The following is a 25,882-nucleotide window of genomic DNA, read 5'->3' as shown; positions in this document are numbered from 1 at the left end:
CGGACGCATGCAGCTCGTCGACATCACCCAGGGCCCGCTCGATCGCGCGTTCGGCGTCACCCAGCTCAAGATGGTGACCGCCGCGGCGACCACCGGGGTGCAGATCCCCGGGCTCACGCAGGCCGCCGCCGAAGCGCTGCGCGACACCCTCATCGAGGTCGCCGAGACCCGCCGGACGGGCCTGTGAGCGAGCAGCAGCCCCCCGCTCCTCCCGCACCTCCCGGCGCGGACACGGAGCGGCCGGGCGGGCGCACCACGCTCGCCGACGGTGAATGGCACCGGATGCATCCGCTCACCCCGCTGTTCAAGGGCGGGCTGGCGCTCATCATCGTCGCGGGCATCGCGTTCGCGAACCTGCGTGATCGGCTGATCGCCTGGTTCGTCGAACTCTTCACCCCGGGCGAGGAGCACTACGACTACTCCGGCGGAGACCCCGTCGACTGGGTGCTGTCGAACAACCTCGTCCTGGTCGTGCTGCTCGGCGTGCTCGTTCTGGTCGTGGTCCTCGTCGGCATCTTCTGGTTCGTGTGGCGGTTCCAGCAGTTCCGCATCACCGGCGACCACGTCGAGGTGCGCAAGGGCATCGTGTTCCGCTCGCATCGGCGCGCGCCTCTCGATCGCGTGCAGGGCGTCAACCTCACCCGGCCCTTCCCCGCACGCATCATCGGACTCGCCAAGCTCGAGGTCGTGGGGGCGGGGAACGACTCGAACGTCGAACTCGAGTACCTCGCGACAGGGCGCGCGGAGTCGGTGCGCACCGACATCCTGCGCCTGGCCTCCGGTGCCAGGGCGGCGCGCCAGGGCACCGCGGATGCCGCCGCCCGTGCCCGCGCCGGGGACGACGGGGTCGCGGGCGCACCCGCCTCCACCCGCTCCCAGCTCGTGGGCTCGATGAACGAGGGCGTCACCGGCCTCATCAGCGGCGTGGACCTCGCCGACGTCGCTCCCGAGAGCGTCGTGAAGATCCCCACGGGACGCCTGATCGGATCGCAGCTGATCTCGAGCGTGCTCTGGTTCGTGTTCTTCGGCGTCATCTTCGGGGTGGCCGTCGGCGGCGTCGCGATCGGATCCCTGATCGACGGCGATCCGATCGGCGGATTCCTCGGGCTGGGGATCACGCTCGGTATCGCGATCCCCATGGTCGTCGCGATCGTGGGTATCACCTGGGCGCAGATCTCGAAGTCGCTGCGGTACTCGATCGCCCCCACTCCCGACGGCGTGCGGATCACCTACGGGCTGCTCACGACCGTCACCGAGACGCTGCCGCCCGGGCGCATCTTCGCCGTCGAGGTCACGCAGTCGCTGCTGTGGCGGCCGTTCGGCTGGTGGACCATCAGGATCAACCGCATGAGCGGCAAGAGCGCGGCGCAGCAGTCCTCGGGCTCGGCGCAGCAGTTCAACGTGGTGCTCCCCGTCGGCAAGCGGGCAGACGTGGAGCGCGTGCTCGCGCTCATCCTGCCGGAGGCGCCGGTCTCCGACATCCCGCTGGTCTGGGAGCACGGCATCCTCGGCCCGGTGGAGGGCGACCCCTATCGCACGATGCCGCGACGCGCCTGGTGGCGCCGCCCCCTGTCATGGAAGCGGCACGGCTTCGCGCTCACCGAGTTCGGGCTGCTGCTGCGACGCGGCATCCTGTGGCGCAAGCTCGCGATCTTCCCGCTCGCCCGCCTCCAGGGGGTCTCGCTGTCGCAGGGCCCCGTCGATCGGGCGCAGCGGGTCTCCGGCGCGCAGGTGCACTCGGTGCAGGGACTCATCACCGGGTACCTGTCCGGACTCGAGCGGAGCGACGCCCTCTTCCTGCTCGACGGTGTGAGCTCGGCCGCGGTCGCCGCGGCGGCACGCGATCACACGCACCGGTGGGGTCAGTACGTGACGGACGCCGACGGTGCGCAGGTTCCGGGGTACCCCGGGCAGACCCCGGATGCGGCGGTCGATGCGCCTCCTGCTCCGCCGGTGGCTCCGGTGGGTCCGCCTGCTCCGCCGGTGGCTCCGCCTGCTCCTCCGGTGGGTCCGCCTGCTCCGCCGGCGGGTCCGCCTGCTCCTCCGGTGGGTCCGCCGGCTCCTCCTGCCGCGCCGCCTGCTCCGCCGGCTGGTCCGCCGGCTCCTCCTGCCGCGCCGCCTGCTCCGCCGGCTGGTCCGCCCGCTCCTCCGGTGGCTCCGCCTGCTCCTCCGGTGGCTCCGCCTGCTCCCGACCGTGACTGACCCGTCTCGACGCGATGGTCGGCTCGGGGTCGGGATCATTGGCGCCGGCCGCGTCGGTCCGGTGATCGGTGCGGCGCTGGCCGGAGCGGGCCATGCGATCACCGGCATCACGAGCGGCTCCGATGACGACCGTGCCTCCGCGGTTCTTCCGGACGTCCCGGTCCTCGACCCGCTCGAGGTCGTGCGCCGCAGCGAGCTGGTGGTGATCGCGGTTCCGCATGACCAGTTGCCCGACCTCATCGCCGGCATCGCCGAGGTCGGCGGGTGGCAGCTCGGGCAGCTCGTGCTGCACACCGACCCCGCCTACGGCGTGGGCGTGCTGCGTCCTGCCGCGCAGAGCGGCGCGATCCCGCTCGCGGTGCACCCCGCGATCACGTTCACGGGCTCGACGATCGACCTGCGCCAGTTGCAGGCGAGCTATGCGGCGGTCACCGCCCCGCCGGGGGTGCTCCCGATCGCGCAGGCCCTGGCCGTGGAGATGGGGTGCGAACCGATCGTGATCGACGAGGCCGATCGTCCCGCCTACGCCGACGTGATCCAGACGGTGACGGAGTTCTCGCGCTCGATCATCGCTCAGGCCACGGGCCGTCTCGGCGAGATCGGGGTCGAGAACCCCGGCGGATACCTGTCTGCGCTGGTGCAGTCGACGGTCGAGCGAGCGCTTCGCGACGCGTCGAGTCCCGAACCGCTGCTCTGAGTCAGCGTCCGCCCGAGAACCCGCCTCCGCCTCCGCCGCCCGAGAACCCGCCGCCGAAGGAGCCACCGCTCGACGAGCTCCCCGTGGTCGGAGCGGAGTACGAGGCGGCGGCGTGGGAGGTCGCGGCGAAGCCGATGAGCTGAGCCCGCAGGAACGGAGCACTCGGGTCGCCGATCCAGGTTGCGCCGCGCTGCTCGTAGGCGTACACGTGCTCGAGCACGGCGCCCCATTCGTCCTCCATGCCGAAGAGCATGGCGTAGGGGAGCAGCCGCTCGTAGACGACGATCACGTTCGCGCCGCCGTCCTGTCGCCGCTCGGCGCCCGAGTACGACTGCAGCATCTGCAGCCGATCGGCCTCCGCCACCCGGATGAACTCCTTGACGCCCATCAGATACTCGTACTGCCGTGCACCCTCGGCCGTCAGCACGACGTGCTTCGAGAAGCCGTAGAAGCTCGACAGCAGCACGAGGAAGGTCGCGAACGCGATGGCGGTGAAGGCGGGCAGCGCCGTGACACGGCCCGCGATCACACCCCAGAGGCCGAGTCCGAAGCCCGCGAGCACGAGGGCGATCGCGCACCACTGCAGGATCACGGCCACGCGACTGCGCGCCTTCGTCGTGAGCCCGCGGGACACCGCTGCCTCGACGCCGCTCCTGGACAGCGTGGTCATCCGCGCAGCGAATGCCTCGCTGGATGTCGGGAGGTCGGCGACGCCGTCGTCGGCTCCCTCGAACAGCGCGTCGAGGGCCTCGGCGTCCAGAGGATCGGGCGCGCCGCCGTCCAGGCGACGCAGGCGCGGCTGCTCGGACTCTGCGCCTTCTTCGATCCGCAGCGCCCCGCGCACCGCGAGGTGGACGATCTCGGCCGGGATCGCATCCTTCGACCCGGGCACGATGGCGGCCGCCACCAGCGGGGGGAGCGAGTCGGGCACGTCGTACTGCGCGATGACGAGCCCGCTCGAGGTGCGGCGCGATCGCTTGAACGCGGACACCGCGAACCAGCTGCCCACCGAGAGCGCCGCCGCGCCGAGACCCGCGAGCGCGGGCACGGTGTCGGTGACCGGGTCGGGTTGACGCGCAGTCGGCTGCACGGCGGTACCGGCGTCGAAGCCGATGGCGACCGTCACCCCTTCGCCGGCAGCGAGGTCGACCGCCTCGACGCTGTACTCGCCGGGCGTGGGCATCGCGAGGTCGCACTTCTCCGTCGATCCCGAGACGCCGATGTAGCAGCGCGAGGATCCCGTCAGATGCTCCGTCATCTGCGGATCGACGGTGATGTCGGCGCGGAACGCATCGATGCGCTGGGTGCTGTCGAGGGGCAGCAGGTCCCAGTAGAACTCGTCGACGCCGGAGTCGGCGGCGAGGACGACATCCCGCATCTCGTACTCGATGACGTAGGTGGTGAGGCCGCGGACGTAGTCGTCGTCTCCCGTGAGGACGTACAGCAGGCCGTCGTCCTCGTCGGTCTCGTAGGGCACCTCCGCCCCGTTCTCGTCGGTGACCGAGAGCACCCGCAGGTCGACTCCCGCGTTCTCGTAGGTCGTGAGCAGCCCGCGCACGATCCCCTTGTTCTGGTCGACGTCGGGGAAACGCGCGGTCAGCGATTCGGTGACGTGCATGCGCGCATGTCCGTCCTCATCGAGGCCGAGGTCGATCTGCGTGTCCCACGACGCGTACGAGAAGTCGTCGACGTCGGCCTCCGCTGCGGGCACAGGGGCGGAAGCGGATGCGGCCGCCGCAGGGAACAGCACTGCGGCCGCGGCGACGATCGTGGCGAGGACGGGGGCGAGTCTGTGGGCTGCCATGCTTCGAGGCTACCCAGACTTCGCCGCAGGAGCAGGGGCGCGACCTCGGTAAACTGGACCCGACTTTCCAAGGAGCCCCGAATGACTGACGCGTCTGCCGCGCCCGAGACGACCACGGTCGTCACCGAAGAAGACGTCCACGAGCAGAAGGCCGTGCGGCTCGCGAAGCGCGAGCGTCTGGTGGCGAACCGCACGGATGCCGGCGGAGGCGCCTTTCCGGTGAGCGTCCCCGTGACGCACCGGATCCCCGCGCTGCGCGCCGAGTACGGCGAGCTCGAGCCCGGTGCGGAGACCGGAGTGATCGCGGGCGTCGCCGGTCGTGTGGTCTTCAGCCGCAACACCGGAAAGCTGTGCTTCGCGACGCTGCAGGCCGGTGACGGCTCGCGCATCCAGGCGATGATCTCCCTGGCCAACGTCGGCGAGCAGTCGCTCGCGGACTGGAAGGAGTACGTCGATCTGGGCGACCACGTCTTCGTGCACGGTGAGGTCATCTCGAGCCGTCGCGGCGAACTGTCGATCATGGCCGACGACTGGGCGATCGCCGCGAAGGCGATCCTGCCCCTGCCGAACGCCTACTCCGAGCTCAGCGAAGAGGGACGGGTGCGCAGCCGCTACCTCGATCTGATCGTCCGCGAGCAGGCCCGCACGACCGTGCGCGCCCGCGCCGCCGTCAATGCGAGTCTGCGCGCGACCTTCGGCGACCACGACTACCTCGAGGTGGAGACGCCCATGCTGCAGGTGCAGCACGGCGGGGCATCCGCACGCCCGTTCGTGACGCACTCGAACGCGTTCGACACCGAGCTCTACCTGCGCATCGCACCGGAGCTCTACCTGAAGCGCGCCGTCGTCGGCGGCATCGAGCGCGTTTACGAGATCAACCGCAACTTCCGCAACGAGGGTGCCGACTCGACCCACAGCCCCGAGTTCGCGATGCTCGAGGCCTACCAGGCCTACGGCGACTACAACCAGATGGCCTCGCTCACCCAGGAGCTGGTGCAGAACGCGGCCGTCGCGGTCGCGGGGTCCACCACGGTCACGTGGGCAGACGGCACCGAGTACGACCTCGGCGGCGAGTGGGACCGCATCTCGATGTACGAGTCGCTGTCGACCGCCGCCGGACGCCCGTTCACTCCGGCCGACACCGTCGAGGATCTCGTCGCGTTCGCCGAGGCGAACGGTGTCGACCTGCCCGCGCAGGAGACCCACGGCAAGCTCATCGAAGAGCTGTGGGAGCACTTCGTGAAGGGCGATCTCGTACGCCCGACCTTCGTCATGGACTTCCCTCTGGACACCTCGCCGCTGGTGCGCGAGCACCGCTCGATCGACGGCGTGGTGGAGAAGTGGGACCTGTACATCCGTGGCTTCGAGCTCGCGACGGGGTACTCGGAGCTCGTCGACCCCGTCATCCAGCGCGAGCGCTTCGTCGAACAGGCGAAGTTGGCCGCGCGCGGTGACGTCGAGGCCATGCCCGTCGACGAGGAGTTCCTCCGCGCCCTCGAGCACGGCATGCCGCCGTCCGGGGGCATGGGCATGGGGATCGACCGTCTGCTGATGGCCATCACGGGTCTGGGCATCCGCGAGACGATCCTCTTCCCGCTCGTCAAGTAGCAGACGTCGCGCCACGGCGGAACGCCCACTCCGGCAGCACCGCGGCGGCGATCATCGTCTCGAGCAGGGCCGCCAGCCCGTATTCGGGATCGATCGCCCGGACGAGATCGAGGTAGTGCGCCGCGTGGCTGGCGCGACCCAGCGCCCACGACAGCCACGCGGCGGCCGTGAGAGGAGCGGGCCTCGACGCCCGCGGCGCCCGCGCCGCGGCGATGCGGACGAGGAAGAGCGCGCGTCTCAGACGCTCGGGGTCGGGCGTCGGCCCGCGGCCGAGGAACACATCTCCGAGATCGTCGGGCACGCTGGATCGGGCGTCGGCGAAGGACAGCTGGGCCTCGAGGGTGCGCATGCCTCCGACCGCGTCCGTGGCCCACTGCACCAGGGCCACGTCGCGGAACAGCGGACGATCGAGGCACCACAGGAGTGCCGCGATCGCGAAGGGCGGAAGGTCGTCCGGCGCGGTGATCGCCGCTTCGAAGAACGCCGGGACATCGTCGAGCAGGAGGAGTGCCGCGATCGCCTGAGGGTTCTCCTGGCCGGTCGGCCCCTGCCCCCGAGTCCGATCGAGCAGCGCGTCGATGTCGCGGAGCGCGCGTCCGACCCGTTCGGTCTCCGCGAGGTTTGTCGGGGGAAGCTCGGCGCCTGACCGCTGGTCGCCCGAGACGTCGCCCACCCCCGGCACCGCGGGGACCCGGGGATCGAGCACCCGCAGCTGCGGATCGTCGTCGAGGTAGCTCGACCACCCTCCCCGGGTCACGCAGAGGGCGTCGACGATGCGCAGGCCCGACTCGTCGGCCCGCTGGAGCACCTCGTCGACGGCGATGGCGAACGGCAGGACGAGTCCCTCGGGGGTGACGTGCACGTCGTCGTCGGTGTAGACGACGAGTGCCACGGCATCCGCAGCGCGCACCCGTGACACGAGCCCGATGGCGGCGTCGGCGTAGTCCTCGGTGCGCACGTCGTCGTGGGGGAGGTCGAGTCGCATCGCGCCGCTGGTGCGCGAGCCGTGGAAGGGGAGCAGCACGAGGCTGTCGCGGGGAGTGAAGCCGGCCAGGGACGGCACCATCTGGAGGAATTCGGCGGAGCCTGATGCGCGAAGGAGTGTGGTCATCAGGGGAGTCTCGTCGGCACGTCGTGAGCGTGGCGCGATTCCACAGGTCGCGCGGCCGGTTCCGCCACAGGCGTCGAGTGTGGAGGAGTGATCGGTCGCGTACCATGGGGTCATGGAGAACTTCTGGCTCGCCGCCGCATGGTCGATCATCCCGACCATCGGAGTGAGCGTTGTGTTCTTCTTCGTGCTCAGGGGGATTCTGAGATTCGACCGCACCGAACGCCGCGTGCACGCGCGGATCGAGGCGGAAGAGCGAGCCGCGCGCGGCCTGCCTCCGCGCTCCTGAGGGCGTCCGGACCATCGGCTACTGTGTAGCCAGAGCACCGCTGGTGCCCACTGAGGCGTATGCCGTCGAGGTGCCGACCCGTCGGGAGGACGAGGCATGACGCCGGAAACCTTGGCATGGTGGATCGCCGCCTTCCTGCTGGCGCTCGACCTGGCGATCCGCATCACGGCGATCATCGTCATCCCGAGGAACCGCCGCCCCACCGCTGCGATGGCCTGGCTGCTCGCCGTCTTCTTCATCCCGTTCGTCGGCGTCTTCCTGTTCCTGCTGATCGGGAATCCGCGTCTGCCGCGAGTGCGCCGCCGCAAGCAGGACCAGATCAACGAGTACATCGCCGACACGAGCGAGCATCTGCACTTCGGAACCCTGCGCCCCGACGCCCCGAGCTGGTTCCCGCCGCTGGTCGAGATGAACCACCGCCTCGGCGCACTGCCCATCTCGGGAGACAACGGTGCGCACCTGATCTCGGACTACCAGGAGTCGCTCGATGCGATGGCCGATGAGATCCGCAAGGCCGAGGACTACGTGCACGTCGAGTTCTACATCCTGCAGTCCGACGCGTCGACCGACAACTTCTTCCGAGCGATGGAGGAGGTCGCCGAACGCGGAGTGCATGTCCGCGTGCTGCTGGACCACTGGGCGAATCGCTGGAAACCGAAGTACCGGGCGACGATCTCGCGTCTGGACCGCATGGGTGCGCACTGGCACCTGATGCTCCCCGTGCAGCCGTTCAAGGGGCGCATGCAGCGGCCCGACCTGCGCAATCACCGCAAGCTGCTCGTCGTCGACGGCAAGGTCGCCTTCCTCGGATCGCAGAACGTCACCGACTCGACCTACAACCTCCCGAAGAACATCAAGCGCGGTCTGCACTGGGTCGACCTGATGGTCCGCATCGACGGTCCGGTCGTGCTGAGCGTCAACGCGATCTTCCTGAGCGACTGGTACAGCGAGACCGACGAGATCCTGCAGGAGATCGACATCGCGCATGCCGAGACGGGGTCGGGCGACCTCGACTGCCAGGTGGTGCCCTCCGGACCCGGCTTCGAGGTCGAGAACAATCTGCGCCTCTTCCTCGGGCTGCTGTACGCGGCCAAAGAGAAGATCATGATCGTCAGCCCGTACTTCGTGCCCGACGAGGCGCTGCTGCTGGCCGTGACCGCCGCGGTCGACCGCGGCGTGCAGGTCGAGCTCTTCGTCTCGGAGGAGGGCGACCAGGCGATGGTCTACCACGCTCAGCGCAGCTACTACGAGGTGCTGCTGAAAGCCGGGGTGCGCATCCGGATGTACCCCAAGCCCTACATTTTGCACACGAAGAGTCTGACCATCGACGACCAGGTCGCGGTCATCGGGTCGAGCAACATGGACATGCGCTCGTTCGGTCTGAACCTCGAGGTCTCGATGCTGGTGCGGGGCGAGGAGTTCGTCGCCGAGATGCGCGCGGTCGAGGACGGATACCGGTCGCTCAGCCGAGAGCTGACCCTCGACGAGTGGATGCAGCAGCCGCTGCGCTCGACCGTGCTCGACAACCTCGCCCGGCTCACCTCCGCGCTGCAGTAGCGAGATCAGGGTGCCTGCCCGAGATCGGGTCCCGAGGCTACCCTGGACGTATGGCCTTCTCCACGCGTCTCCTCGCCGCCGCCGTGTCCTCGTTCGCCGTCGCCGTGCTTCTCGCGGGCTGCGCCGTCGGACCGGTCGGCACGGTTCCGGAGTCCACCGGCGACCCGTCGAGCGGTCCGGGGCAGAACTCCGGCGACTCCGACGACCTGGAGGGGACGCTGCTCGATGACGGGCGCCTGTTCGCCGTCGTCACGAGGGGATCGTCGACGTGCGTGCCGCAGGTGGATCAGGTCGATGCAGACGGGCAGACCGTCTCGGTGACGCTGGTCGACCCGGCCGGCGACGGAGACAAGGTCTGCACCGCCGACCTGGCTCCGCGCGCGAGTATCGGAGCTCTTCCCGAGGGCGTCGACCCGACGAAGGAGATCACCCTTCAGGTCGCCTACGGGGATCTGCGTGACGACGTCGATCTCGACGGGGACCCCTCGTTCAGCGGTACGCCGGGATCGTCGACCGAGTACCTGCCAAGCGCGGGATGGGTCGACGACGGAACGCTCGTCCTGCTCACCTGGGGATCGTCTGGCTGCCCTCCGGTCGTCGAGAGCGTCGAGGTGGCGGGGTCGAGGGGCACGGCGACCTTCGTCACCGACGATCAGCAGGTCTGCACGATGGTCATGGCTCCCCGGGCGACCCTGATCGAGCTCGGCGACGACGCGGTGGACGACGACGCCTTCACCCTCACGCTGGTCGGCGGTGGCCTCGACGGGACGGTCGACGTCCGCGGCTGACACGCTGACCCGCGGCTCCGGGGCCTGCGGTATGCGTCAGAGGCCCGCGACGGGGTGGTCGGGGGGCAGTGCCAGCAGTAGCGCCCGAGGATCCACCCGGCACGTGATGCGCACGGCTGTGCCGAACTCGTCGCCGTCGAGTTCGATCGGGGTGGGGGCGGATGCCGCGGCCTCGGCCGCCACGCCGCGGAAGTAGTGCACGGAGGCGTCCCTGCCCCGGCGCTCCAGGACGCGACGTCCGGCGCGCGAGCGTCGCAGCACCGAATTGTCCCACCAGATCTTGCGCCACACCCCGAGCCAGCCGAGCACGCCCGTCGGCTGGATCACGGCGACATCGAGCACGGCATCGGTGATCGATGCGTCGGGGATCAGCGCGATCCCGGCGGGCAGGGTGCCGCAGTTCGCGAACAGGATGCTGTGCACCTTGGTCGAGTGCAGGCGCCCGTCGTCGACCTGGAACACGGCGCGGAACGGCTCGGCCGTCACCAGCGAACGCGCCGCGCCGTCGACATAGGCGATCCAGCCGACCGTCTTCTTCAGGTCGGGCCGGGTGTTGGCGATCATGTCGGCGTCCAGCCCCATGCCGGCGAGGACGACGAAGGCGTGCTCCTCGTGCGTGCCGTCCGCCCGCGTCAGACGCGCCCAGCCGATGTCGATGGCGTGGCGGAAGTCGCCGAGGGCGGCGCGGATCATCTCGTCGGGGTCGGACAGGGGGAGTCCGAGGTTGCGCGCGAGCAGGTTGCCCGTGCCGCTGGGCAGGATCGCCAGCGGCACCCCTGAGCCGGCGATGGCTTCGGAGACCGCACGCACGGTGCCGTCGCCCCCGGCGACGAGCACGACGTCGACGTCGCGCTCCAGTGCCTGCGAGGTCGCCTGCTGCCCCGCGTCGTCGACGGTCGTCGGATAGAAGGCCGGATGCTCCCATCCCGCCTCGCGGGACAGATCGCGCACCCGTGCGCGCAGATGCTTCTCGTCGACCTTGATCGGGTTGTAGACGAGTGCCGCCTGGCGTCGGCCGGTGGCGCTCGTGGTCATGGCGCTACTCTAGCCCCGGCATCCGCCCCGTCCCGCCGCGGGCCGAGGCTCGCCCGCACCATAGACTTGGTGGATGATCGACCTCGCACTCCTCCGCGACAACCCGGAGATCGTCCGCCGCTCTCAGGCCGCCCGTGGCAACGACCAGGGCACCGTCGACATCGCTCTCGAGGCCGACCGATCGCGCCGTACGGCCCTCGCCGCCTTCGAGGAGCTGCGAGCCGAGCAGAACGCGTTCGGCAAACGGGTCGCGAAGGCGCCCAAGGACGAGAAGGCGGCCCTCGTCGCCCAGGTCAAGGACCTCGCCGAGCGCGTCAAGCACGCCCAGCAGGCCGCCAACGAGGCGTCGGAGGCGGCATCCGTCGCACTCGCCCGCATCGAGAACGTCGTGATCGACGGCGTGCCCGCCGGCGGCGAAGCCGACTTCGTGGAACTGCGGACGGTGGGGGAACCCCCGGCCTTCGACTTCGAGCCCCGCGACCACCTCGAGCTCGGGGAGATCCTCGGTGCGATCGACATGGAGCGCGGCGCGAAGGTGTCGGGCGCGCGCTTCTACTTCCTCCGCGGCATCGGCGCGCGCCTCGAGATCGCCCTGATGAACCTCGCGCTCGACAAGGCGCTGCAGAACGACTTCGTGCCGCTGATCACGCCCACGCTCGTGCGGCCCGAGATCATGCAGGGCACCGGGTTCCTCGGCGAGCACGCCGACGAGGTCTATCACCTCGACAAGGACGACGACCTCTACCTCGTCGGCACCAGCGAGGTCGCGCTCGCCGGGTACCACAAGGACGAGATCCTCGACCTCGGCAAGGGAGCGCTGCGCTACGCGGGCTGGTCGACGTGCTACCGGCGCGAGGCGGGGTCGCACGGCAAGGACACCCGCGGGATCATCCGCGTGCACCAGTTCAACAAGCTCGAGATGTTCGTCTACACGACCCCCGAGGAGGCGGAGGCGGAGCACCTGCGCCTCGTCGCCCTGCAGGAGGAGATGCTGACCTCGCTCGGCCTCGCCTACCGCGTCATCGACGTCGCTGCAGGAGACCTGGGATCCAGCGCCGCGCGCAAGTACGACATCGAGGCGTGGGTGCCCACACAGGGAGCGTTCCGCGAGCTGACCTCGACCTCCAACTGCACGACCTACCAGGCGCGTCGCCTCGACATCCGCCACCGCCCCGAGGCCGTCGAGGGCGTGCAGTCCAAGACGCAGCCCGTGGCGACCCTGAACGGCACGCTCGCGACCACGCGCTGGATCGTCGCGCTGCTCGAGACGCACCAGCAGGCCGACGGATCCGTGCGGGTGCCGGAGGTGCTGCGACCGTACCTCGGCGGCCTCGAGGTGCTGGAGCCTGAGGCGTGACCGCCCCCTGGCTGGTCGGGCTCGACGTCGACGGCACCATCCTGCTGCAGGACGAGTCGATGAGCCCCGGCGTGCCCGAGGCCGTCGCCCGCCTGCGCGACGCCGGTCACGAGGTGACCATCGCGACCGGGCGCAGCTGGATGGCGACACGGAGGTGGGTCGAGCAGCTCGGCCTCACCCCGGAGTTCGTCGTCTGCTCCAACGGAGCGGTCACCATGCGTCGGGTCGGCGACGACTGGGAACGCTGGCACATCGAGACCTTCGATCCGTCGCCCGTGCTCGCGCTGCTGCGGGACCGCCTGCCCGAAGCCCGGTACATGGTCGAGCTGGGTTCGGGGCTGCGCCTGTACACCGCCCAGCTCGACGACTGGACGCTCGACGGCGGACGCCAGGTCGACTTCGAGGAGCTCGCCGCCGAGCCCGTCTCGCGCGTCGTCGTGGTGTCTCCCGGGCATGACGAGGAGGACTTCCACCGCCTCGTCTCCGACGCCGGTCTGAACGAGGTCTCGTACGCGATCGGCTGGACGGCGTGGCTCGACATCGCACCCCAGGGGGTCGACAAGGGCACCGCGCTCGAGCGGGTTCGCATCGAACTCGGCATGGACCGCGAACGGGTGCTCGTCGCCGGAGACGGCCGCAACGACATCGGGATGTTCGGCTGGGCGCGAGGGATCGGCGGACGGGCGGTGGCCATGGGGCAGGCCCCAGACGAGGTCAAGGACGCCGCGGGGGAGGTCACCGACGACGTCGAGGACGGCGGGCTGGCGACCGCACTCGACACGCTTCCAGCGACCGCCCAGGTCAGCGCGGGAGAATAGGTTCGGCTAGACTCACGGCTTGTCGGCAGATTCGTCTGTCGGGAGGGTTGTCCGAGCGGCCGATGGAGCTGGTCTTGAAAACCAGTGGGCAGAGATGTCTCGTGGGTTCGAATCCCACACCCTCCGCTGTACTGGGCACGGTGTCCCCCGCACCGCACGCTGAACCGAAAGGCCCCGAGTGAGTCCTACCGCCCGACGCCGTCGCACGATCGCGCGCCACGGTCAGCTGCACACGCCAGGACCGCTCAACCAGCTCCTCAAGTTCATCGCGATCGGCCTCGCCGTCGTCCTGGTCAGCGGCTTCGGCGTCGCGGGCTACGTGGTCTACGACCTCTCCAGCACGGTCACGGCCAACGCGGTCGAGCTCGACACGAAGAACGAGGTGCCGCCGGACATCGGTGAGTACAAGGAGGGCTTCAACCTCCTCCTGACCGGTGTCGACACCTGCGAGGAGGCGTACGCGGCCTACTTCGGCGATCGGTGCAGCGGGAAGGACTCCGGGGGCACCCTCAACGACGTGAACCTGCTCGTCCATGTCTCGCAGGAGCCCCGCCGCGTCACCGTCGTCAGCTTCCCGCGCGACCTGATGCTCGCGATCCCCGAGTGCGAGGATGTCGAGGGCAACGTCCACTCCGCGATGAGCAAGCAGCCGTTGAACGTGGCCTACACCGACGGCGGACTCAACTGCGTCGCGCAGACGATCACCAAGCTCACCGGCCAGGAGATCCAGTTCGCGGCCTCGGTGACCTTCGGCGGCGTGATCGAGATCACCAACGCGATCGGCGGCGTCGACGTGTGCCTCGCCAACCCGATCAAGGACCGCCACACGGGCCTCGACCTCCCGGCCGGCACGCGGACCATCCAGGGTCTCGAGGCGCTGCAGTTCCTGCGCACGCGACACGGCGTCGGCGACGGCAGCGACCTGGGCCGGATCGGCAATCAGCAGCAGTACATGTCGAGCCTCGCGCGCAAGCTGATCAGCAGCGAGACGCTGGGCAACGTCCCGACGATGCTCAGGCTCGCCAACACGGGAATCCGCAACCTCACGACGAGCACGTCGCTCGCCGACCCGGTGAAGATCGTGCAGATCGCTCTCGCGGTGAAGTCGGTGCCGTTCGAGGACATCGTGTTCCTGCAGTACCCGACCAACACCGACTCGGAGAACCCGAACAAGGTCGTGGCGAACCAGTCCGCGGCGGCCGAGATGTGGGACGCGATCAACGCGAACGCCCAGCTGCAGGTGACGCACCAGAACACCGAGAACGACGGCGTCATCCTCACCGACCCCGAGACGGGGACGCCGATCGAGGGCGGCACCGAGACGCCCGATCCCTCGGCCACCTCCGAGAACGTCGTGGCGCTGCCGGATTCGATCAAGGGCAACTCGGCCGCTCAGCAGACCTGCTCGAACGGCAACGTGCGCTGACCCTCCCCCGGTGGAGGTCTCGACCCGGCAGGGGTCAGGCGTCGGACCTGGGTGGGTAGAGGACGTCCATCAGGCCCTCGATGATCCCGGGCATGTCGACGTCGGGGTCGATCATCCACTGCAGCTGAAGTCCGTCGGCGACCGCCTGGATCACTCGCGCCATCGAATCCGGATCGAGCGTCCGGTGACGCTCGGGGTCCTCCTCGAAGGCGCCGGCGATGCTCTCGCGGATCCTCGCGCTGCGCTCCAGGAAGTACCGATGCGCGGGATGCTCGGGGTCGGCGGCGTCGACGGCCAGTCGGGAGAAGAGCTCGACCACCCCGGGGACCTCGGTGTTGCGGCGGATGACGTCGATGAACGCGGACTTCGCCTGATCGGGGGGAAGGGATCCCGGATCCATCCCGTCGTGCTCGTCGCGTGTGCGGAGCACGGCGGTGAAGAGCTCCTCCTTGCTGCCGAAGTAGTGCAGGAGAGCGGCGGGGGTGACGCCGACGACCTCGGCGATCTGCTTGAGAGAGGCGTTCTGATACCCGCGGCGTCCGATGACGTCGAGAGCGCTCTCGAGGATCTCCTCGCGTCTGGCGACGCCCTTCGCGTATGAACCTCGTCGTGCCATCCTCCGAGACTAATCCTGAATGACGTTTGAAATCCAATACCTACTCGCATATAGTTTTCGCAAGACACTGCTGTCTCCTGCGAAAGGAACACCATGACCGAGTCCTCGGCCTCCGACCTCACGCTCGACGAGAAGGCCTCGCTCACCAGCGGCGCCGACTTCTGGACCACGAAGGCGATAGATCGGATCGGGCTCCCGTCGATCATGATGACCGACGGTCCCCACGGGCTGCGCAAGCAGGCGGGTGGCACCGATCACCTCGGCCTCTCCAGCAGCGTGCCGGCGACCTGCTTCCCTCCCGCCGTGGGGATCGGGTCGACCTTCGATCCGCAGATCATCGAGCGGGTCGGCGCGGCCATCGGCATCGAGGCGGCGATCGAGGACGTGGCGGTCGTGCTCGGCCCCGGCATCAACATCAAGCGCTCACCGCTGTGCGGTCGCAACTTCGAGTACTTCTCCGAGGACCCCCTCGTCTCCGGCATCCTCGGGGCCGCCTCGGTGCGCGGCGTGCAGTCGCAGGGCGTCGGCACCTCGCTCAAGCACTTCGCCGCCAACAACCAGGAGTTCGATCGCATGCGCGCGAGCTCCGACATCGATCCGCGTCCGCTGCACGAGATCTACCTCCGCGGGTTCGAGCGGGTCGTCACGGAGGCGCAGCCGTGGACGGTCATGTGCTCCTACAACCGGATCAACGGCGTGTACGCCTCGGAGGACCCGTGGCTGCTCACCCGCGTCCTGCGCGATGACTGGGGCTTCGACGGTCTCGTCGTCTCCGACTGGGGCGCGGTCAACGATCGCGTCGCGGGCGTTGCCGCAGGGCTCGATCTCGAGATGCCGTCCTCCGGAGGTCGCACCGACGCGCAGCTCGTCGCGGCCGTCCGCGCAGGTGAGCTGTCGGAGAGCGTGCTCCACACCGCGGCGGATCGCGCGATCGACCTGGTGCGCAAGGCCGCGCAGCGACCCTCGGTCTCGGGACCGCTCGACGTCGAGGCGCACCACGAGCTCGCGCGAGAGGCTGCCGGGCGGTCGATCGTGCTGTTGAAGAACGACGACGACCTGCTGCCGCTCGACCCGAGCACGCGCATCGCCGTGATCGGCGCCTTCGCCACGGAGCCGCGGTTCCAGGGCGCAGGGTCGTCGCTGATCAACCCGACCAGGGTCGACAGGGCGCTCGACGAGCTGCGTGCCGTCGCGGGCGACACCGTGTCGTATGCGGCGGGCTTCGGCGTCGAGGGCGGGGTGATCGCGGCATCCGGTCGCACCGTCGAGGACCTGCGCGATGAGGCGGTGGCCGCCGCCTCGGCCGCCGACGTCGCCGTCGTCTTCCTCGGAGTCCCGGCCGCCGAGGAGTCCGAGGGCTTCGACCGCGAGCACATCGACCTTCCGGCCGCGCAGCTCGCGGTGCTGGATGCCGTGATCGAGGCGAACCCGGCGACCGTCGTCGTCCTCTCCAACGGCGGTGTGGTCGCGCTGCCGTTCGCCGACCGCGTTCCGGCGATCCTCGAGACCTGGCTGCTGGGACAGGCCGGTGGCGGCGCGGTCGCCGACGTGCTGTTCGGCACGGTGAACCCGTCGGGCAAGCTCACCGAGACGGTGCCGGTGCGGCTCGAGGACAACCCGTCATTCGGCAACTTCCCCGGCGAGTTCGGCCATGTCCGCTACGGCGAGGGCGTGCTCGTCGGCTACCGCTGGTACGACGCGAAGGGGCTCGACGTCACCTTCCCGTTCGGCCACGGGCTCTCGTACACGACGTTCTCGTACGGCGACGCCGAGGTCTCGACGACCTCCGACGGCGACCTCGTGGTCACGGTCGACGTCACGAACACCGGATCCCGCGACGGGCGCGAGATCGTCCAGGTCTACGTCGCTCCCGTGGCGTCCGCCGTGCAGCGGGCTCCTCGCGAGCTCAAGGCGTTCTCGTCCGTCGCGATCGCGGCAGGGCAGACCGCGGCCGTCGAGCTCGTCGTCCCTCGTGCGGACCTGGCGTACTGGGACGTCCGCGTCGACCGCTGGATCGTGGAGCCCGGCACGTATCGCATCGAGGTCGCCGCATCGAGCCGTGACATCCGTTCGTCCACGACCGTCGAGGTCGAGGGCGACGTCGTCGTGCTGCCGCTGACGATGGCCTCGTCGATCGGTGACGTCGTCGCGCACCCGGTGGCCGGGCCGATCGTGATGGGGGCGCTCGGAGGCCTGATGGGCGGGTTGAGCGGCGCGGACTCCTCGGCGGCATCGATGATGCCGAACGACGAGGCGATGGAGAAGATGATGGCGTCGTTCCCGATCGGACGCCTGATCGGGTTCCCCGGGGTCGACGTCACCTACGAGCAGATCGAGCAGCTGCTCGACGGGGCGAACGCGCAGGTCGCCTCGCAGGCCTGACCCTCGGCCCCGCCACAGGACGCCCCTCTCCATCCTCGGACGGAGAGGGGCGTCGTCACGCGGACGGCCCGGACGGCTCGGTCGGGTCGGCGCCGAGCAGCGGCGCGAAGCGGAGGCCCAGGCCCGGGTGGGCGTTCTCGGTGAGATATCCGTCGGCGATGCGCACCGGCGAGGAGTCGACGAGGGCGCCGAGGGCGGCGAACCCGGCATCCTCGACATCTTCGACCCACAGCTCGGCTCCCGTGTCGGGCAGGGTCAGGGCGAGTTGTCCGGAGAGCTCGGGCAGCAGATGCGGATGCAGGGTCGCCCCGTGCGACGCCGCCAGCTCGGCGATGCGCAGGAACGGGGTGATGCCGCCGACGCGCACGATGTTGGGCTGCACGATCTGTGCCGCGCCGGCTCGGAGGAAGTCGTCGACGCGGTGCAGCGTGTGCAGGTTCTCGCCGACGGCGAGCGGCACGTCGATGCGCCGTGCGAGCTCGGTGTGACCGGCGAGGTCGTCGGCGCGCAGCGGTTCTTCGACCCAGGTGAGGTCGTGGCGCGACAGCGCCTCGATGGCGGTCGTCGCTGCGGTCAGATCCCATCGCTGGTTCGCATCGATCATCAGCGCACGGTCAGGACCGAGCACCTCGCGCACCGCGGCGACGCGCTCGAGGTCTTCGGCGAGGTCCGGTCTGCCGACCTTGATCTTGACGGCATCGAAGCCGGCATCGACCCATCGCTGCACCTGGGCGAGCAGTTCGTCGAGCGGATAGTGCAGGTTCACCCCGGAGCCGTAGGCGCGCACGCGTTCGCGGCGTCGGCCGATCAGTCCGGACACCGTGGTGCCTGCCGACCGCGCCTCGGCATCCCACAGCGCGAGATCGAGCCCTGCCAGCGCGATCGTCGTGACGCCTCCGCCGCCGGCCTCGTGCAGATGTTCCCACAGGTCCTGCCAGGCCTCGCCCGGAACCGCCGATCGACCGACGGACGCGGGGGCGATGTCGCGTTCGAGCAGCGCCTGCACGGCGGACGCCCCGATCTGGGGAGTCCACGCGAACCCCCACCCCTCCGCGCCGTCCGAGCGGACGACGTGGGTGGCGACGATGCCGACGGAGGTGACCTCCTCGCCCCACGGGCGCGTCAACGGCACTCGCTGCAGACGCGTCTTCAGACTCCGGATCGTGGTCACAGCAGCGCGCGTCCCGCCGCAAGGATCTCGGCGAGGCGCGCCTCCTGGGCAGGCGTCGGGTCGACGAGCGGTGCGCGCACCGACCCGACCGCGAGGCCGGAGAGCCGCAGCCCGGCCTTGATCAGCGAGACTCCGAAGCCGGGGGTCTCGTCGCGCAGCTCGACGAGAGGTCGATAGAAGCCGTCGAGCAGGGCGAGGCGCCGGGCCTCGTCTCCCTCGGCGTACGCGCGGTGGTAGGCGTTCGCTACGTCGGGCGCCATGGCGAAGGCGGCTGACGAATAGAGGGGAACGCCGATACCGCGATACGCGCCCTGCGTGAGCTCGGCCGTGAGCAGCCCGTTGAAGAAGGCGAAGTCCGACCGGCCCTCCTCGGCGACGGCGCGGACGATCAGCTGCATCGTGCCGATGTCGCCGGTGCCGTCCTTGAAACCCACAACCTTCGGGTTCGCGACGAGTCGGCGCACTGTCTCGACCGAGTACTGCGCGCTCCCGCGGTGGTAGATGATCACGGGCAGGCTCGCTGCCTCGACGATCTGCTCGACGTAGGCGGTGAGTCCCACCTGGGTGCCGCCGACGAGATAGGGCGGCAGCACGAGGAGTCCGTCGGCACCGGCATCCGCTGCCGCCGTCGCCACCTCGATCGCGTGGCCGAGCGGGCCACCGGCACCGGCGATCACCGGCACACGTCCGGCCACAGCGATGACCGCCGTGCGCGTGACTGCGGCCGCCTCGCTCGCCGACAGGGCGTGGAACTCGCCGGTGCCGCACGCGGGGAACACCCCGCCGGCTCCGGCCTCGATGCCGGTCGCGACGTGGGCGGCGAGCAGCTCGTGGTCGATCGTGCCGTCAGCGGTGAACGGGGTCACCGGGAAGAAGAGGATTCCATCGAAGTCCATGTCGCGCCTTTCAGGAGACGGATGCGGTGGCGGATGCGGTCGAGGAGGCGAGCTCGGTGCGCCAGCTGCGGGTCGGGTGCCAGCCGAGCAGGCGAGCGGCCTTGGCGGACGAGAAGGCGGGGGCGCTGCCGGTCAGGGCCGCGGCCGCGTGCGCGGTGCCGGGGTGGAACCGCGGCAGAAGCTCGCTCAGGGGGCGGCGGGCGAGCGCGTCGTCGGCGCCGACGAAGAAGACCTCGCCGTTCGGGATGTCGTCGAGGGCGGCGAGCAGCGTGTGGGCGAAGCCTGCCACGTCTCGGGCGTCGACGTAGTTGAACAGGGCGGGAGCCGACAGTGCCGGGTCGTTCAGTCGATCGAGCACGGTGTGGCCCTGCTGCGTCGGAGCGCCGGCCCACTCTTCCGGGGCGATCACGTAGCAGGGGCGGAACGAGGCGAAGCGCACGTCATCGCCGGTCTGACGCCGCAGCATGTCGACGGTCTGCTCGATCAGCAGCTTCGACAGGGCGTAGGCGTTCCAGGGCTCCGCGGGCGAAGCCTCATCGAGAGGAAGTCGCTCCGGCGTCCATCCGCGTGGAGCGCCGTAGCCGATCACGGTCGGGCTGGACGCAGCGACCACCCGGTGGATGCCGGCGCGCACCGCTCCGCCGAGCACCGACTGCGCGAGAGTGCCGTTGGTGCGCAGAATGACGTCTTCCGGGGCACTGAACGGCACCGCGATCGCTGCCAGGTGGATGAGAGCGTCGGCCTTCGTCCCGGCGAGTGCCGAGGCCGTGGCGTCGGCATCCGTGAGATCGAGCGAGAACTGGGTGATCCCGGGGCGATCGAGGCCGTCCGTCGGCTGGCGGTCGATCGAGACGATCTCGTGCCCGGCATCGGCGAGGCCCGTCACGAGCGTGCGCCCGAGTCGGCCGGATCCGCCGGTGACGACGATCCTCATCGACGTGCCAGCAGGGCGATCCCCAGCTCGTCGACCTTCACCGGCAGCCCCGTCTCGAGTGAGCGGTTGCCGGCGATGCCGACGGCGATCGAGCGGATGCCGTCCGACCAGTCGGCCGGACGCGCGAGCGGGTCGTCGCCCGGCCCCGCGAAGACGTCCGACAGCAGCAGCTCGTCGCCGCCGCCGTGTCCGCCGTCGCTGCCGTGGATCGGCACCTCGTAGGCCTCTTCCCAGTGTCGCTGGACGAGCAGCCGTTCGCCCTCGGGTCGCACCGCGGTCGTGCCGTCGGCGCCGGCGAGACTCGGGTCGATGTGCGGGTGCAGCCCTTCGCCGGCGAGCACGGCGCCGCGCTCGATCACCTCGAGCTCGGCGCGCCCGAGCGTGCCGTTGACGGCGACGCGGTACCCCTCCCAGGGGGAGTGGGCATTGAGCGAGTACGACATCGTCGCGCCAGACGCGTAGTCCACCACGAGGGCGAGATTGTCCTCGATCGTGATCCCCTCGCTGAAGACGTCGAGATCGCGCCGATACCCGTCGTGCTCCTCCGCGTCGAGGTACAGGGCGGTCAGCGTCTCATCGGTGCGCAGGTCGAGCTCGAAGAGGTCCCCGTCGTCGTGGGTGCCGCGGGCCGGACGCGCGCCGAGCCCCCGTGCCGTCGCATTGTCGGCGCCGTAGAAGCGCAGCCCGCCCGACGCGAAGACGCGGGTGGGCTGCGAGCGGATCCACCAGTTGACGAGGTCGAAGTGGTGACTCGACTTGTGCACGAGAAGACCGCCCGAGTTCTTCTTCTCGCGGTGCCAGCGGCGGAAGTAGTCCGCGCCGTGATTGGTGTCGAGCATCCACGAGAAGTCCACCGACGTGACCTCCCCGATCGTGCCGTCCTGGATCACCTGGCGCAGCGCGCTGTTGCGCGGCGAGTATCGGTAGTTGAACGTGAGCACGACCTGGCGACCGGTGCGTGCGACCGCGTCCTCGATGCGGGCCGCGCTCGCCGCGTCGATCGTGAGCGGCTTCTCGACGACGACGTCGGCGCCGGCCTCGAGCGCTCGGACGATCAGCTCGGCGTGCAGATCGTCGCGCGCGCAGATGATCACCCGGTCGACGTGCTCGTCGCGGATCACACTCTCGAGCTCCTCCGGAGCGGCGAGCCGAGGGGCGGGTGCGCCCTCGTCGGCGACCCAGGCGGCGTGGTAGGCGGCGCGGACCGGGTTCGGCTCGACGATCGCGACGAGCTCGGCGCGCTCGCTGTGCGCACCGAGGATCGCTCCGACGTACATCTGCGCGCGGACTCCGGCGCCGGCGAGCGCGTAGCGGGTCTTCGTCATGGTGATCCTCTTCGATCCAACGGCCAGGAAACGTTTTCTCGACGATATCACAGGGCGGATGCCCCGTCGGAGGCTGCGTCGGTCAGAGAGCCGACGGCGGGGCCGTGCTGCCGCGCGCGATGAGCGTCGGAGTCATCGTGTGCGTCGACCTCGGCGTGCCCCCGGTGAGCTGCGCGTGCATCGCGGCCCACGCGGCCGCGCCGATCTCCACGGCGGGAACCGCGGCGGTCGTCAGGGGCGGTGACGTGTAGGCCGCGAACGGGATGTCATCGAACCCGGTGATCGACAGCGCGCCGGGCACGTCGATCCGTCGCACGGTCAATGCCGAGAGCAGGCCCATCGCGACGAGGTCGTTGTAGGCGATCACGGCCGTCGCCCCGCTCGCGAGAACCCGATCGGCGGCCGCGGTGCCGCTGTCGAAGTCGACACCGGCGGCGATCTCCTCGACCTCCAGGCCCGCCGTTCTCGAGATCGCTGCGGCGATCGCCTCCTGTCGAGCGCGATGGGTCACGCTGCGGGTGGCGCCGGCGAGGTACACGAGGCGACGGTGACCGAGCGAGGTCAGGTGGTCGACGATGTCGCGCATGCCCACGCCGTAGTCCGCACCGACCGTCGGGGCCGCCTCCTGCGGTCCGCGGTTGATCACGACAGCGGGGGAGAGCGAGGGAAGCAGTCGTGCCAGGTCCTGTTCCGCCATGCGGGGGGCGCAGAGGATGACGCCGTCGGTGCGCAGCCGCGTGGTCCGCGCGAGGGCGTGCTCCTCGTCGAGGTCCTCGCGGGAGTCGGCCACGAGCACGTGGTACCCGTCGGCCGTCGCGGCGCGACTGAGCCCGCGCAGGATCGCCTGGAACGTCGGGTTCTCGAGGTCGGGGATCACGACGGCGACGGTCTGGGTGCGACCGAGCACCAGGCTGCGCGCCACCGGATTGGCCGTGTAACCGAGTTCGGCGGCGGCGGCCTGGACGCGCTCCGCGAGAGCGGGGTCGACGGTCGGATTGCCGTTCATCGCCCGTGACACGGTCGACAGTGAGACCCCGGCGAGTCTCGCGACGTCGGTGATGCCGGCGCGTGACGATTCGCGTGCCATCGGCATCCCTTCGCTCCGCCTCGTTCCGCGATCGGTCGCGGCTGTCGTCATACTACGAGAAAACGTTCTACAGGAGGAGTCGCATGGTCGGAGCATCCGAAGACCGCATCGAGAAGCAGGATCGTGTCGCCCGCGTGCGGCGGGAGTTCGACGGGGCGCCGCTCGTGCTCACCTCCCACGAGTCCGTGTCGTGGTACCTCGAGGGTGTGCGCACGCACGTCTCGCTCGCGGGTCCGCCGGTCGTCGCTGTGCGTGCGGAGGAGAGCGGAGACGTGCTCTACATCGCCGACAACGAGGCCGACCGGATGATCGCCGAGGAGCTGCTGCCCGAGGACGCCGCGCGGATCGTACGGGTGCCGTGGTGGATCTCGCCGGCGGTCGCCGCCGCCGAGGATGCCGGGGCATCGGAGTCTCAGGTCGCGCGTCAGCTGCGTGCGGCGAGGGCTCGGATGCTGCCGGCAGAGCGGGCGAGATATCGGTCGCTCGGGACGGAGACGGCCGAGACGCTGACCGATGTGCTCGGTCGGGTCGGGCCCGAGCAGACCGAGCGCGCCGCCGCAGCCGTCGCTGCCGCCGAGCTCATCGCGCGGGGCATCGATCCGCTCGTCGTGCTCGTCTCGGGATCCGCGCGGGTGGGGTATCGGCATCCGCTTCCGACCGCCGGCCTGCTCGGCGATCGCGCGATGATCGTGGTGTGCGGTCGCCGGGACGGGCTGATCGCGAATGCCACGCGATGGGTCGGCGCGTCCGTCGACGAGGAGCCGATCCTCGGGGTCGAACGTGCGTTCCTCGATGCCTCGGTTCCCGGCGCTCGTCTCGATGGCGCCTTCGAGTCGGGGACCGCGGCGTACGCACGCTTCGGTTTCGACGCCGACGAATGGCACCGCCATCATCAGGGAGGACCGACCGGATATGCCGGACGCGACCCGCGTGCCACGGCATCCACGACCGATCTGCTGGTCGAGAATCAGGCGTTCGCGTGGAACCCGACCGCGCCGGGGGTCAAGGTCGAGGACACCATGCTGCGCACCGCGACGGGCTGGGACGTGCTGACGTTCGACGAGCGCTGGCCGTCGGTCGACTACGAGGGGCTGCGGCGGCCGGTCGCCCGGGCGTACGGGGCCTGACCGGCAGGGACGGATGGCTGAAGAGAGTACGGATGGCTGCCGAGAACGGGTGGTCTCGGCAGCCATGCGGGGAACGGTCAGCCATCCGGCCGGCGCGCACAGGCAGTGCGGATCAGCGCGGGTCGAAGCGCTCCGGTTCGTGTGTGGCGGCGACCGAGGAGCGCAGCTCCTCGAGAGAGGCAGGCGCCGCGCCGAGGGCGCGCGCCTGCACGAGGACGTTGCCGAGGGCCGTCGCCTCGACAGGGCCGGCCAGCACCGGAAGACCGGTGCGATCGGCCGTCGCCTGGCACAGCAGGCGGTTCAACGAACCGCCACCGACCAGATGGATGCTGTCGAGCTCGCGCCCTGACAGATCGGATGCCGTCTGCACGGCGTCCGCGAATGCCGTCGCGATCGACTCGACGATCGCCCGGGCGAAGGCCGGGCGGGTCGAAGGGGACGCAGAGCCGAGAAGCGCCGCGATGCGTGCGGGCATATCTCCCGGTGCGCTGAGCGTGGGGTCATTCGCGTCGAACAGCGGTACGTGGCCCGTGACCGCGGAGGCCTCGGCCAGCAGCTCGGGCAGGTCGATCGACGATCCGTCCTCCGCCTCCCAGGCGCGCACCGTCTCGCTCAGCAGCCAGAGCCCCGTCACGTTGTGCAGGAACCGGTAGCGGCCGTCGACGCCGAGCTCGTGTGTGAAGTTCGCCGCGCGCGCAGCATCCGTCAGCACCGGTTCCGTCAGCTCGATGCCGACCAGACCCCAGGTGCCGCACGAGATGTACGGGGAGTGCGGCGTCGACAGGGGAGTGGCGGCCACAGCGGATGCCGTGTCGTGCGAGCCGACCGCGATCACGGGCAGGTCCTTGCCGATGCGCTCAGCGAGGTCCGCACGGAGGGTGCCGATCGTCTCGCCCGGATCGACGAGCGTCGGCAGGATGCTCGACGGGATGCCGAGCCGGCCGGCCAGCTCGCTGTCCCACTCGCCCGATTCGACGCCGAGCAGTCCGGTGGTCGACGCGTTCGTGCGTTCGGCGACAGCCGTTCCGGTGAGCAGGAACGCGATGAGGTCGGGGATCAGCAGGGTGGTGTCGGCGTCGGCGATGCGCGCGTCGACGCGGTACTGGTACAGCGTGTTGAACGGCAGGAACTGCAGTCCGTTCCGCTGGTACAGCTCGGCGAACGGCGCCTCGGCGTGCACCTCGGCGACCCCCCGCACGGTGCGATCGTCGCGATAGTGGAAGGGCTCGGCGAGCAGCTCGCCGTCTTTCAGAAGGCCGTAGTCGACGGCCCAGGAGTCGATCCCGATGCTCTCGATGCCCGGCTCTCGGCGCACAGCCTCGGCGAGCCCTGAGACGACGTGCTCGTACAGAGCGCCGAAGTCCCAGTGCAGGCCGTCCTCGCGCTCGACGGGCCCGTTCGGGAACCGCGAGACGAGTTCCAGATCGAGCCGGCCGTCGCCGATCCGCCCGATCATGACGCGACCGCTGGTCGCCCCGAGGTCGACCGCGGCGACAGCGGTGACGGTCATCGGGTGCGCCCTTCGACGTGTCGCTGCGCTCCGGTTCCTGAGCGAGCGGAGCGAGACGAAGGGCGCTCCCCGCGACGGGCGCGAGATCGTCCAGGTCTACGTCGCTCCCGTGGCGTCCGCCGTGCAGCGGGCTCCTCGCGAGCTC

Annotated in this window: 22 protein-coding genes and 1 tRNA gene; 13 read left to right on the top strand and 10 right to left on the bottom strand. The window is 70.1% G+C overall.

Going from position 1 to position 25,882, the window contains the following annotated elements; translation table 11 throughout:
* From ABTZ43_RS12020 to ABTZ43_RS12010, 3 genes are all read left to right on the top strand, one after another.
* On the top strand, positions 1 to 187 hold a 187-nt coding region (locus ABTZ43_RS12020), incomplete at its 5' end, for a PH domain-containing protein (RefSeq protein WP_350538993.1).
* Positions 184 to 2,202, top strand: coding sequence for a PH domain-containing protein (locus ABTZ43_RS12015; RefSeq protein WP_350538992.1), 2,019 nt, complete (start codon positions 184 to 186; stop codon positions 2,200 to 2,202). The genes ABTZ43_RS12020 and ABTZ43_RS12015, both read left to right, overlap by 4 nt.
* Positions 2,195 to 2,899, top strand: coding sequence for a DUF2520 domain-containing protein (locus ABTZ43_RS12010; protein ID WP_056413036.1), 705 nt, complete (start codon positions 2,195 to 2,197; stop codon positions 2,897 to 2,899). The genes ABTZ43_RS12015 and ABTZ43_RS12010 overlap by 8 nt, the downstream gene beginning before the upstream one ends.
* A 1-nt stretch (position 2,900) precedes the next feature.
* On the opposite strand, the gene ABTZ43_RS12005 is transcribed toward ABTZ43_RS12010, so the two are convergent.
* Positions 2,901 to 4,703: a DUF2207 domain-containing protein gene (locus tag ABTZ43_RS12005; protein WP_350538991.1), complete on the bottom strand. Its 1,803-nt coding sequence runs from the start codon at positions 4,701 to 4,703 to the stop codon at positions 2,901 to 2,903.
* A gap of 81 nt (positions 4,704 to 4,784) precedes the next feature.
* Between ABTZ43_RS12005 and lysS the strand changes: the two genes are divergently transcribed.
* The gene (gene lysS / locus ABTZ43_RS12000; protein WP_149423875.1) at positions 4,785 to 6,311 is read left to right on the top strand and encodes a lysine--tRNA ligase; all 1,527 of its coding nucleotides are present in this window, start codon (positions 4,785 to 4,787) and stop codon (positions 6,309 to 6,311) included.
* Here the strand turns inward: lysS and ABTZ43_RS11995 are convergent.
* On the bottom strand, positions 6,304 to 7,422 hold the full coding sequence (locus ABTZ43_RS11995) for a DUF4192 family protein (protein ID WP_350538990.1): 1,119 nt from the start codon (positions 7,420 to 7,422) through the stop codon (positions 6,304 to 6,306). The two genes, lysS and ABTZ43_RS11995, sit on opposite strands and share 8 nt — an antisense overlap.
* A gap of 112 nt (positions 7,423 to 7,534) precedes the next feature.
* On the opposite strand from ABTZ43_RS11995, the gene ABTZ43_RS11990 reads away from it, so the two are divergent.
* The 3 genes from ABTZ43_RS11990 (at position 7,535) to ABTZ43_RS11980 (ending at position 10,053) form a co-directional block, all read left to right on the top strand.
* Entirely contained in the window at positions 7,535 to 7,708 is a 174-nt protein-coding gene (locus tag ABTZ43_RS11990; RefSeq protein WP_188042417.1) for a hypothetical protein, read from the top strand.
* A 96-nt stretch (positions 7,709 to 7,804) separates the two neighbouring features.
* Positions 7,805 to 9,265, top strand: coding sequence for a cardiolipin synthase (cls, locus tag ABTZ43_RS11985; RefSeq protein WP_350538989.1), 1,461 nt, complete (start codon positions 7,805 to 7,807; stop codon positions 9,263 to 9,265).
* 50 nt (positions 9,266 to 9,315) lie between these two features.
* A complete protein-coding gene (locus ABTZ43_RS11980; RefSeq protein WP_350538988.1) occupies positions 9,316 to 10,053 on the top strand; it encodes a hypothetical protein in 738 nt (245 codons plus the stop codon).
* Between the two features lie 36 nt (positions 10,054 to 10,089).
* Here the strand turns inward: ABTZ43_RS11980 and ABTZ43_RS11975 are convergent, their stop codons facing one another.
* Positions 10,090 to 11,088: a diacylglycerol/lipid kinase family protein gene (locus ABTZ43_RS11975; protein WP_350538986.1), complete on the bottom strand. Its 999-nt coding sequence runs from the start codon at positions 11,086 to 11,088 to the stop codon at positions 10,090 to 10,092.
* Between the two features lie 73 nt (positions 11,089 to 11,161).
* Between ABTZ43_RS11975 and serS the strand changes: the two genes are divergently transcribed.
* The 4 genes from serS (at position 11,162) to ABTZ43_RS11955 (ending at position 14,689) form a co-directional block, all read left to right on the top strand.
* Positions 11,162 to 12,445 carry a serine--tRNA ligase gene (serS, locus tag ABTZ43_RS11970; RefSeq protein ID WP_350538985.1) on the top strand — a complete coding sequence of 428 codons (1,284 nt, stop codon included), beginning with the start codon at positions 11,162 to 11,164 and terminating at the stop codon, positions 12,443 to 12,445.
* Positions 12,442 to 13,263: an HAD family hydrolase gene (locus ABTZ43_RS11965; RefSeq protein WP_350538984.1), complete on the top strand. Its 822-nt coding sequence runs from the start codon at positions 12,442 to 12,444 to the stop codon at positions 13,261 to 13,263. Before serS ends, ABTZ43_RS11965 begins: the two co-directional genes overlap by 4 nt.
* A 41-nt stretch (positions 13,264 to 13,304) precedes the next feature.
* Positions 13,305 to 13,389: transfer RNA gene (locus ABTZ43_RS11960), tRNA-Ser, on the top strand.
* Between the two features lie 52 nt (positions 13,390 to 13,441).
* Positions 13,442 to 14,689, top strand: a complete 1,248-nt coding sequence (locus ABTZ43_RS11955; protein WP_056413009.1) for an LCP family protein — start codon at positions 13,442 to 13,444, stop codon at positions 14,687 to 14,689.
* A gap of 34 nt (positions 14,690 to 14,723) precedes the next feature.
* Here ABTZ43_RS11955 and ABTZ43_RS11950 read toward each other — a convergent pair whose 3' ends face one another.
* Positions 14,724 to 15,305, bottom strand: coding sequence for a TetR/AcrR family transcriptional regulator (locus ABTZ43_RS11950; protein WP_350538982.1), 582 nt, complete (start codon positions 15,303 to 15,305; stop codon positions 14,724 to 14,726).
* Positions 15,306 to 15,398: 93 nt separating this feature from the next.
* On the opposite strand from ABTZ43_RS11950, the gene ABTZ43_RS11945 reads away from it, so the two are divergent.
* A complete protein-coding gene (locus tag ABTZ43_RS11945) occupies positions 15,399 to 17,687 on the top strand; it encodes a glycoside hydrolase family 3 C-terminal domain-containing protein (protein ID WP_350538981.1) in 2,289 nt (762 codons plus the stop codon).
* Positions 17,688 to 17,742: 55 nt separating this feature from the next.
* Here the strand turns inward: ABTZ43_RS11945 and ABTZ43_RS11940 are convergent, their stop codons facing one another.
* From ABTZ43_RS11940 to ABTZ43_RS11920, 5 genes are all read right to left on the bottom strand, one after another.
* Positions 17,743 to 18,858, bottom strand: a complete 1,116-nt coding sequence (locus ABTZ43_RS11940) for a mandelate racemase/muconate lactonizing enzyme family protein (protein ID WP_350538979.1) — start codon at positions 18,856 to 18,858, stop codon at positions 17,743 to 17,745.
* The gene (locus tag ABTZ43_RS11935) at positions 18,855 to 19,754 is read right to left on the bottom strand and encodes a 5-dehydro-4-deoxyglucarate dehydratase (protein ID WP_350538977.1); all 900 of its coding nucleotides are present in this window, start codon (positions 19,752 to 19,754) and stop codon (positions 18,855 to 18,857) included. Before ABTZ43_RS11935 ends, ABTZ43_RS11940 begins: the two co-directional genes overlap by 4 nt.
* 10 nt (positions 19,755 to 19,764) lie before the next feature.
* Positions 19,765 to 20,688, bottom strand: coding sequence for an NAD-dependent epimerase/dehydratase family protein (locus tag ABTZ43_RS11930; protein ID WP_350538975.1), 924 nt, complete (start codon positions 20,686 to 20,688; stop codon positions 19,765 to 19,767).
* On the bottom strand, positions 20,685 to 22,013 hold the full coding sequence (locus ABTZ43_RS11925) for a Gfo/Idh/MocA family protein (protein WP_350538973.1): 1,329 nt from the start codon (positions 22,011 to 22,013) through the stop codon (positions 20,685 to 20,687). Before ABTZ43_RS11925 ends, ABTZ43_RS11930 begins: the two co-directional genes overlap by 4 nt.
* 82 nt (positions 22,014 to 22,095) lie before the next feature.
* Positions 22,096 to 23,100 carry a LacI family DNA-binding transcriptional regulator gene (locus ABTZ43_RS11920; protein WP_350538972.1) on the bottom strand — a complete coding sequence of 335 codons (1,005 nt, stop codon included), beginning with the start codon at positions 23,098 to 23,100 and terminating at the stop codon, positions 22,096 to 22,098.
* Positions 23,101 to 23,183: 83 nt separating this feature from the next.
* On the opposite strand from ABTZ43_RS11920, the gene ABTZ43_RS11915 reads away from it, so the two are divergent.
* Complete coding sequence (locus tag ABTZ43_RS11915; protein ID WP_350538970.1) at positions 23,184 to 24,227, top strand: M24 family metallopeptidase; 1,044 nt, start codon at positions 23,184 to 23,186, stop codon at positions 24,225 to 24,227.
* Between the two features lie 112 nt (positions 24,228 to 24,339).
* Here ABTZ43_RS11915 and ABTZ43_RS11910 read toward each other — a convergent pair whose 3' ends face one another.
* The gene (locus ABTZ43_RS11910) at positions 24,340 to 25,737 is read right to left on the bottom strand and encodes a rhamnulokinase (RefSeq protein ID WP_350538968.1); all 1,398 of its coding nucleotides are present in this window, start codon (positions 25,735 to 25,737) and stop codon (positions 24,340 to 24,342) included.
* Between the last annotated feature and the right edge of the window lie 145 nt (positions 25,738 to 25,882).

Origin of the sequence: Microbacterium sp. NPDC097977 (genome assembly GCF_040302605.1) — a bacterium.
GTDB lineage: Bacteria > Actinomycetota > Actinomycetes > Actinomycetales > Microbacteriaceae > Microbacterium.
This window is presented reverse-complemented; position numbering and strand designations above follow the sequence as displayed.

What these genes read in the sequence shown, in the direction of transcription:
- ABTZ43_RS11950 (WP_350538982.1), bottom strand. Translation starts at nt 15,305, where the DNA reads ATGGCACGACGAGGTTCATACGCGAAGGGCGTCGCCAGACGCGAGGAG.
- ABTZ43_RS11975 (WP_350538986.1), bottom strand. Translation starts at nt 11,088, where the DNA reads ATGACCACGAGCGCCACCGGCCGACGCCAGGCGGCACTCGTCTACAAC.
- ABTZ43_RS11930 (WP_350538975.1), bottom strand. Translation starts at nt 20,688, where the DNA reads ATGAGGATCGTCGTCACCGGCGGATCCGGCCGACTCGGGCGCACGCTC.
- ABTZ43_RS11995 (WP_350538990.1), bottom strand. Translation starts at nt 7,422, where the DNA reads ATGACCACACTCCTTCGCGCATCAGGCTCCGCCGAATTCCTCCAGATG.
- serS (WP_350538985.1), top strand. Translation starts at nt 11,162, where the DNA reads ATGATCGACCTCGCACTCCTCCGCGACAACCCGGAGATCGTCCGCCGC.
- ABTZ43_RS12005 (WP_350538991.1), bottom strand. Translation starts at nt 4,703, where the DNA reads ATGGCAGCCCACAGACTCGCCCCCGTCCTCGCCACGATCGTCGCCGCG.
- ABTZ43_RS11990 (WP_188042417.1), top strand. Translation starts at nt 7,535, where the DNA reads ATGGAGAACTTCTGGCTCGCCGCCGCATGGTCGATCATCCCGACCATC.
- ABTZ43_RS11920 (WP_350538972.1), bottom strand. Translation starts at nt 23,100, where the DNA reads ATGGCACGCGAATCGTCACGCGCCGGCATCACCGACGTCGCGAGACTC.
- ABTZ43_RS11925 (WP_350538973.1), bottom strand. Translation starts at nt 22,013, where the DNA reads ATGACGAAGACCCGCTACGCGCTCGCCGGCGCCGGAGTCCGCGCGCAG.
- ABTZ43_RS11915 (WP_350538970.1), top strand. Translation starts at nt 23,184, where the DNA reads ATGGTCGGAGCATCCGAAGACCGCATCGAGAAGCAGGATCGTGTCGCC.
- ABTZ43_RS11910 (WP_350538968.1), bottom strand. Translation starts at nt 25,737, where the DNA reads ATGACCGTCACCGCTGTCGCCGCGGTCGACCTCGGGGCGACCAGCGGT.
- lysS (WP_149423875.1), top strand. Translation starts at nt 4,785, where the DNA reads ATGACTGACGCGTCTGCCGCGCCCGAGACGACCACGGTCGTCACCGAA.
- cls (WP_350538989.1), top strand. Translation starts at nt 7,805, where the DNA reads ATGACGCCGGAAACCTTGGCATGGTGGATCGCCGCCTTCCTGCTGGCG.
- ABTZ43_RS11980 (WP_350538988.1), top strand. Translation starts at nt 9,316, where the DNA reads ATGGCCTTCTCCACGCGTCTCCTCGCCGCCGCCGTGTCCTCGTTCGCC.
- ABTZ43_RS11935 (WP_350538977.1), bottom strand. Translation starts at nt 19,754, where the DNA reads ATGGACTTCGATGGAATCCTCTTCTTCCCGGTGACCCCGTTCACCGCT.
- ABTZ43_RS11945 (WP_350538981.1), top strand. Translation starts at nt 15,399, where the DNA reads ATGACCGAGTCCTCGGCCTCCGACCTCACGCTCGACGAGAAGGCCTCG.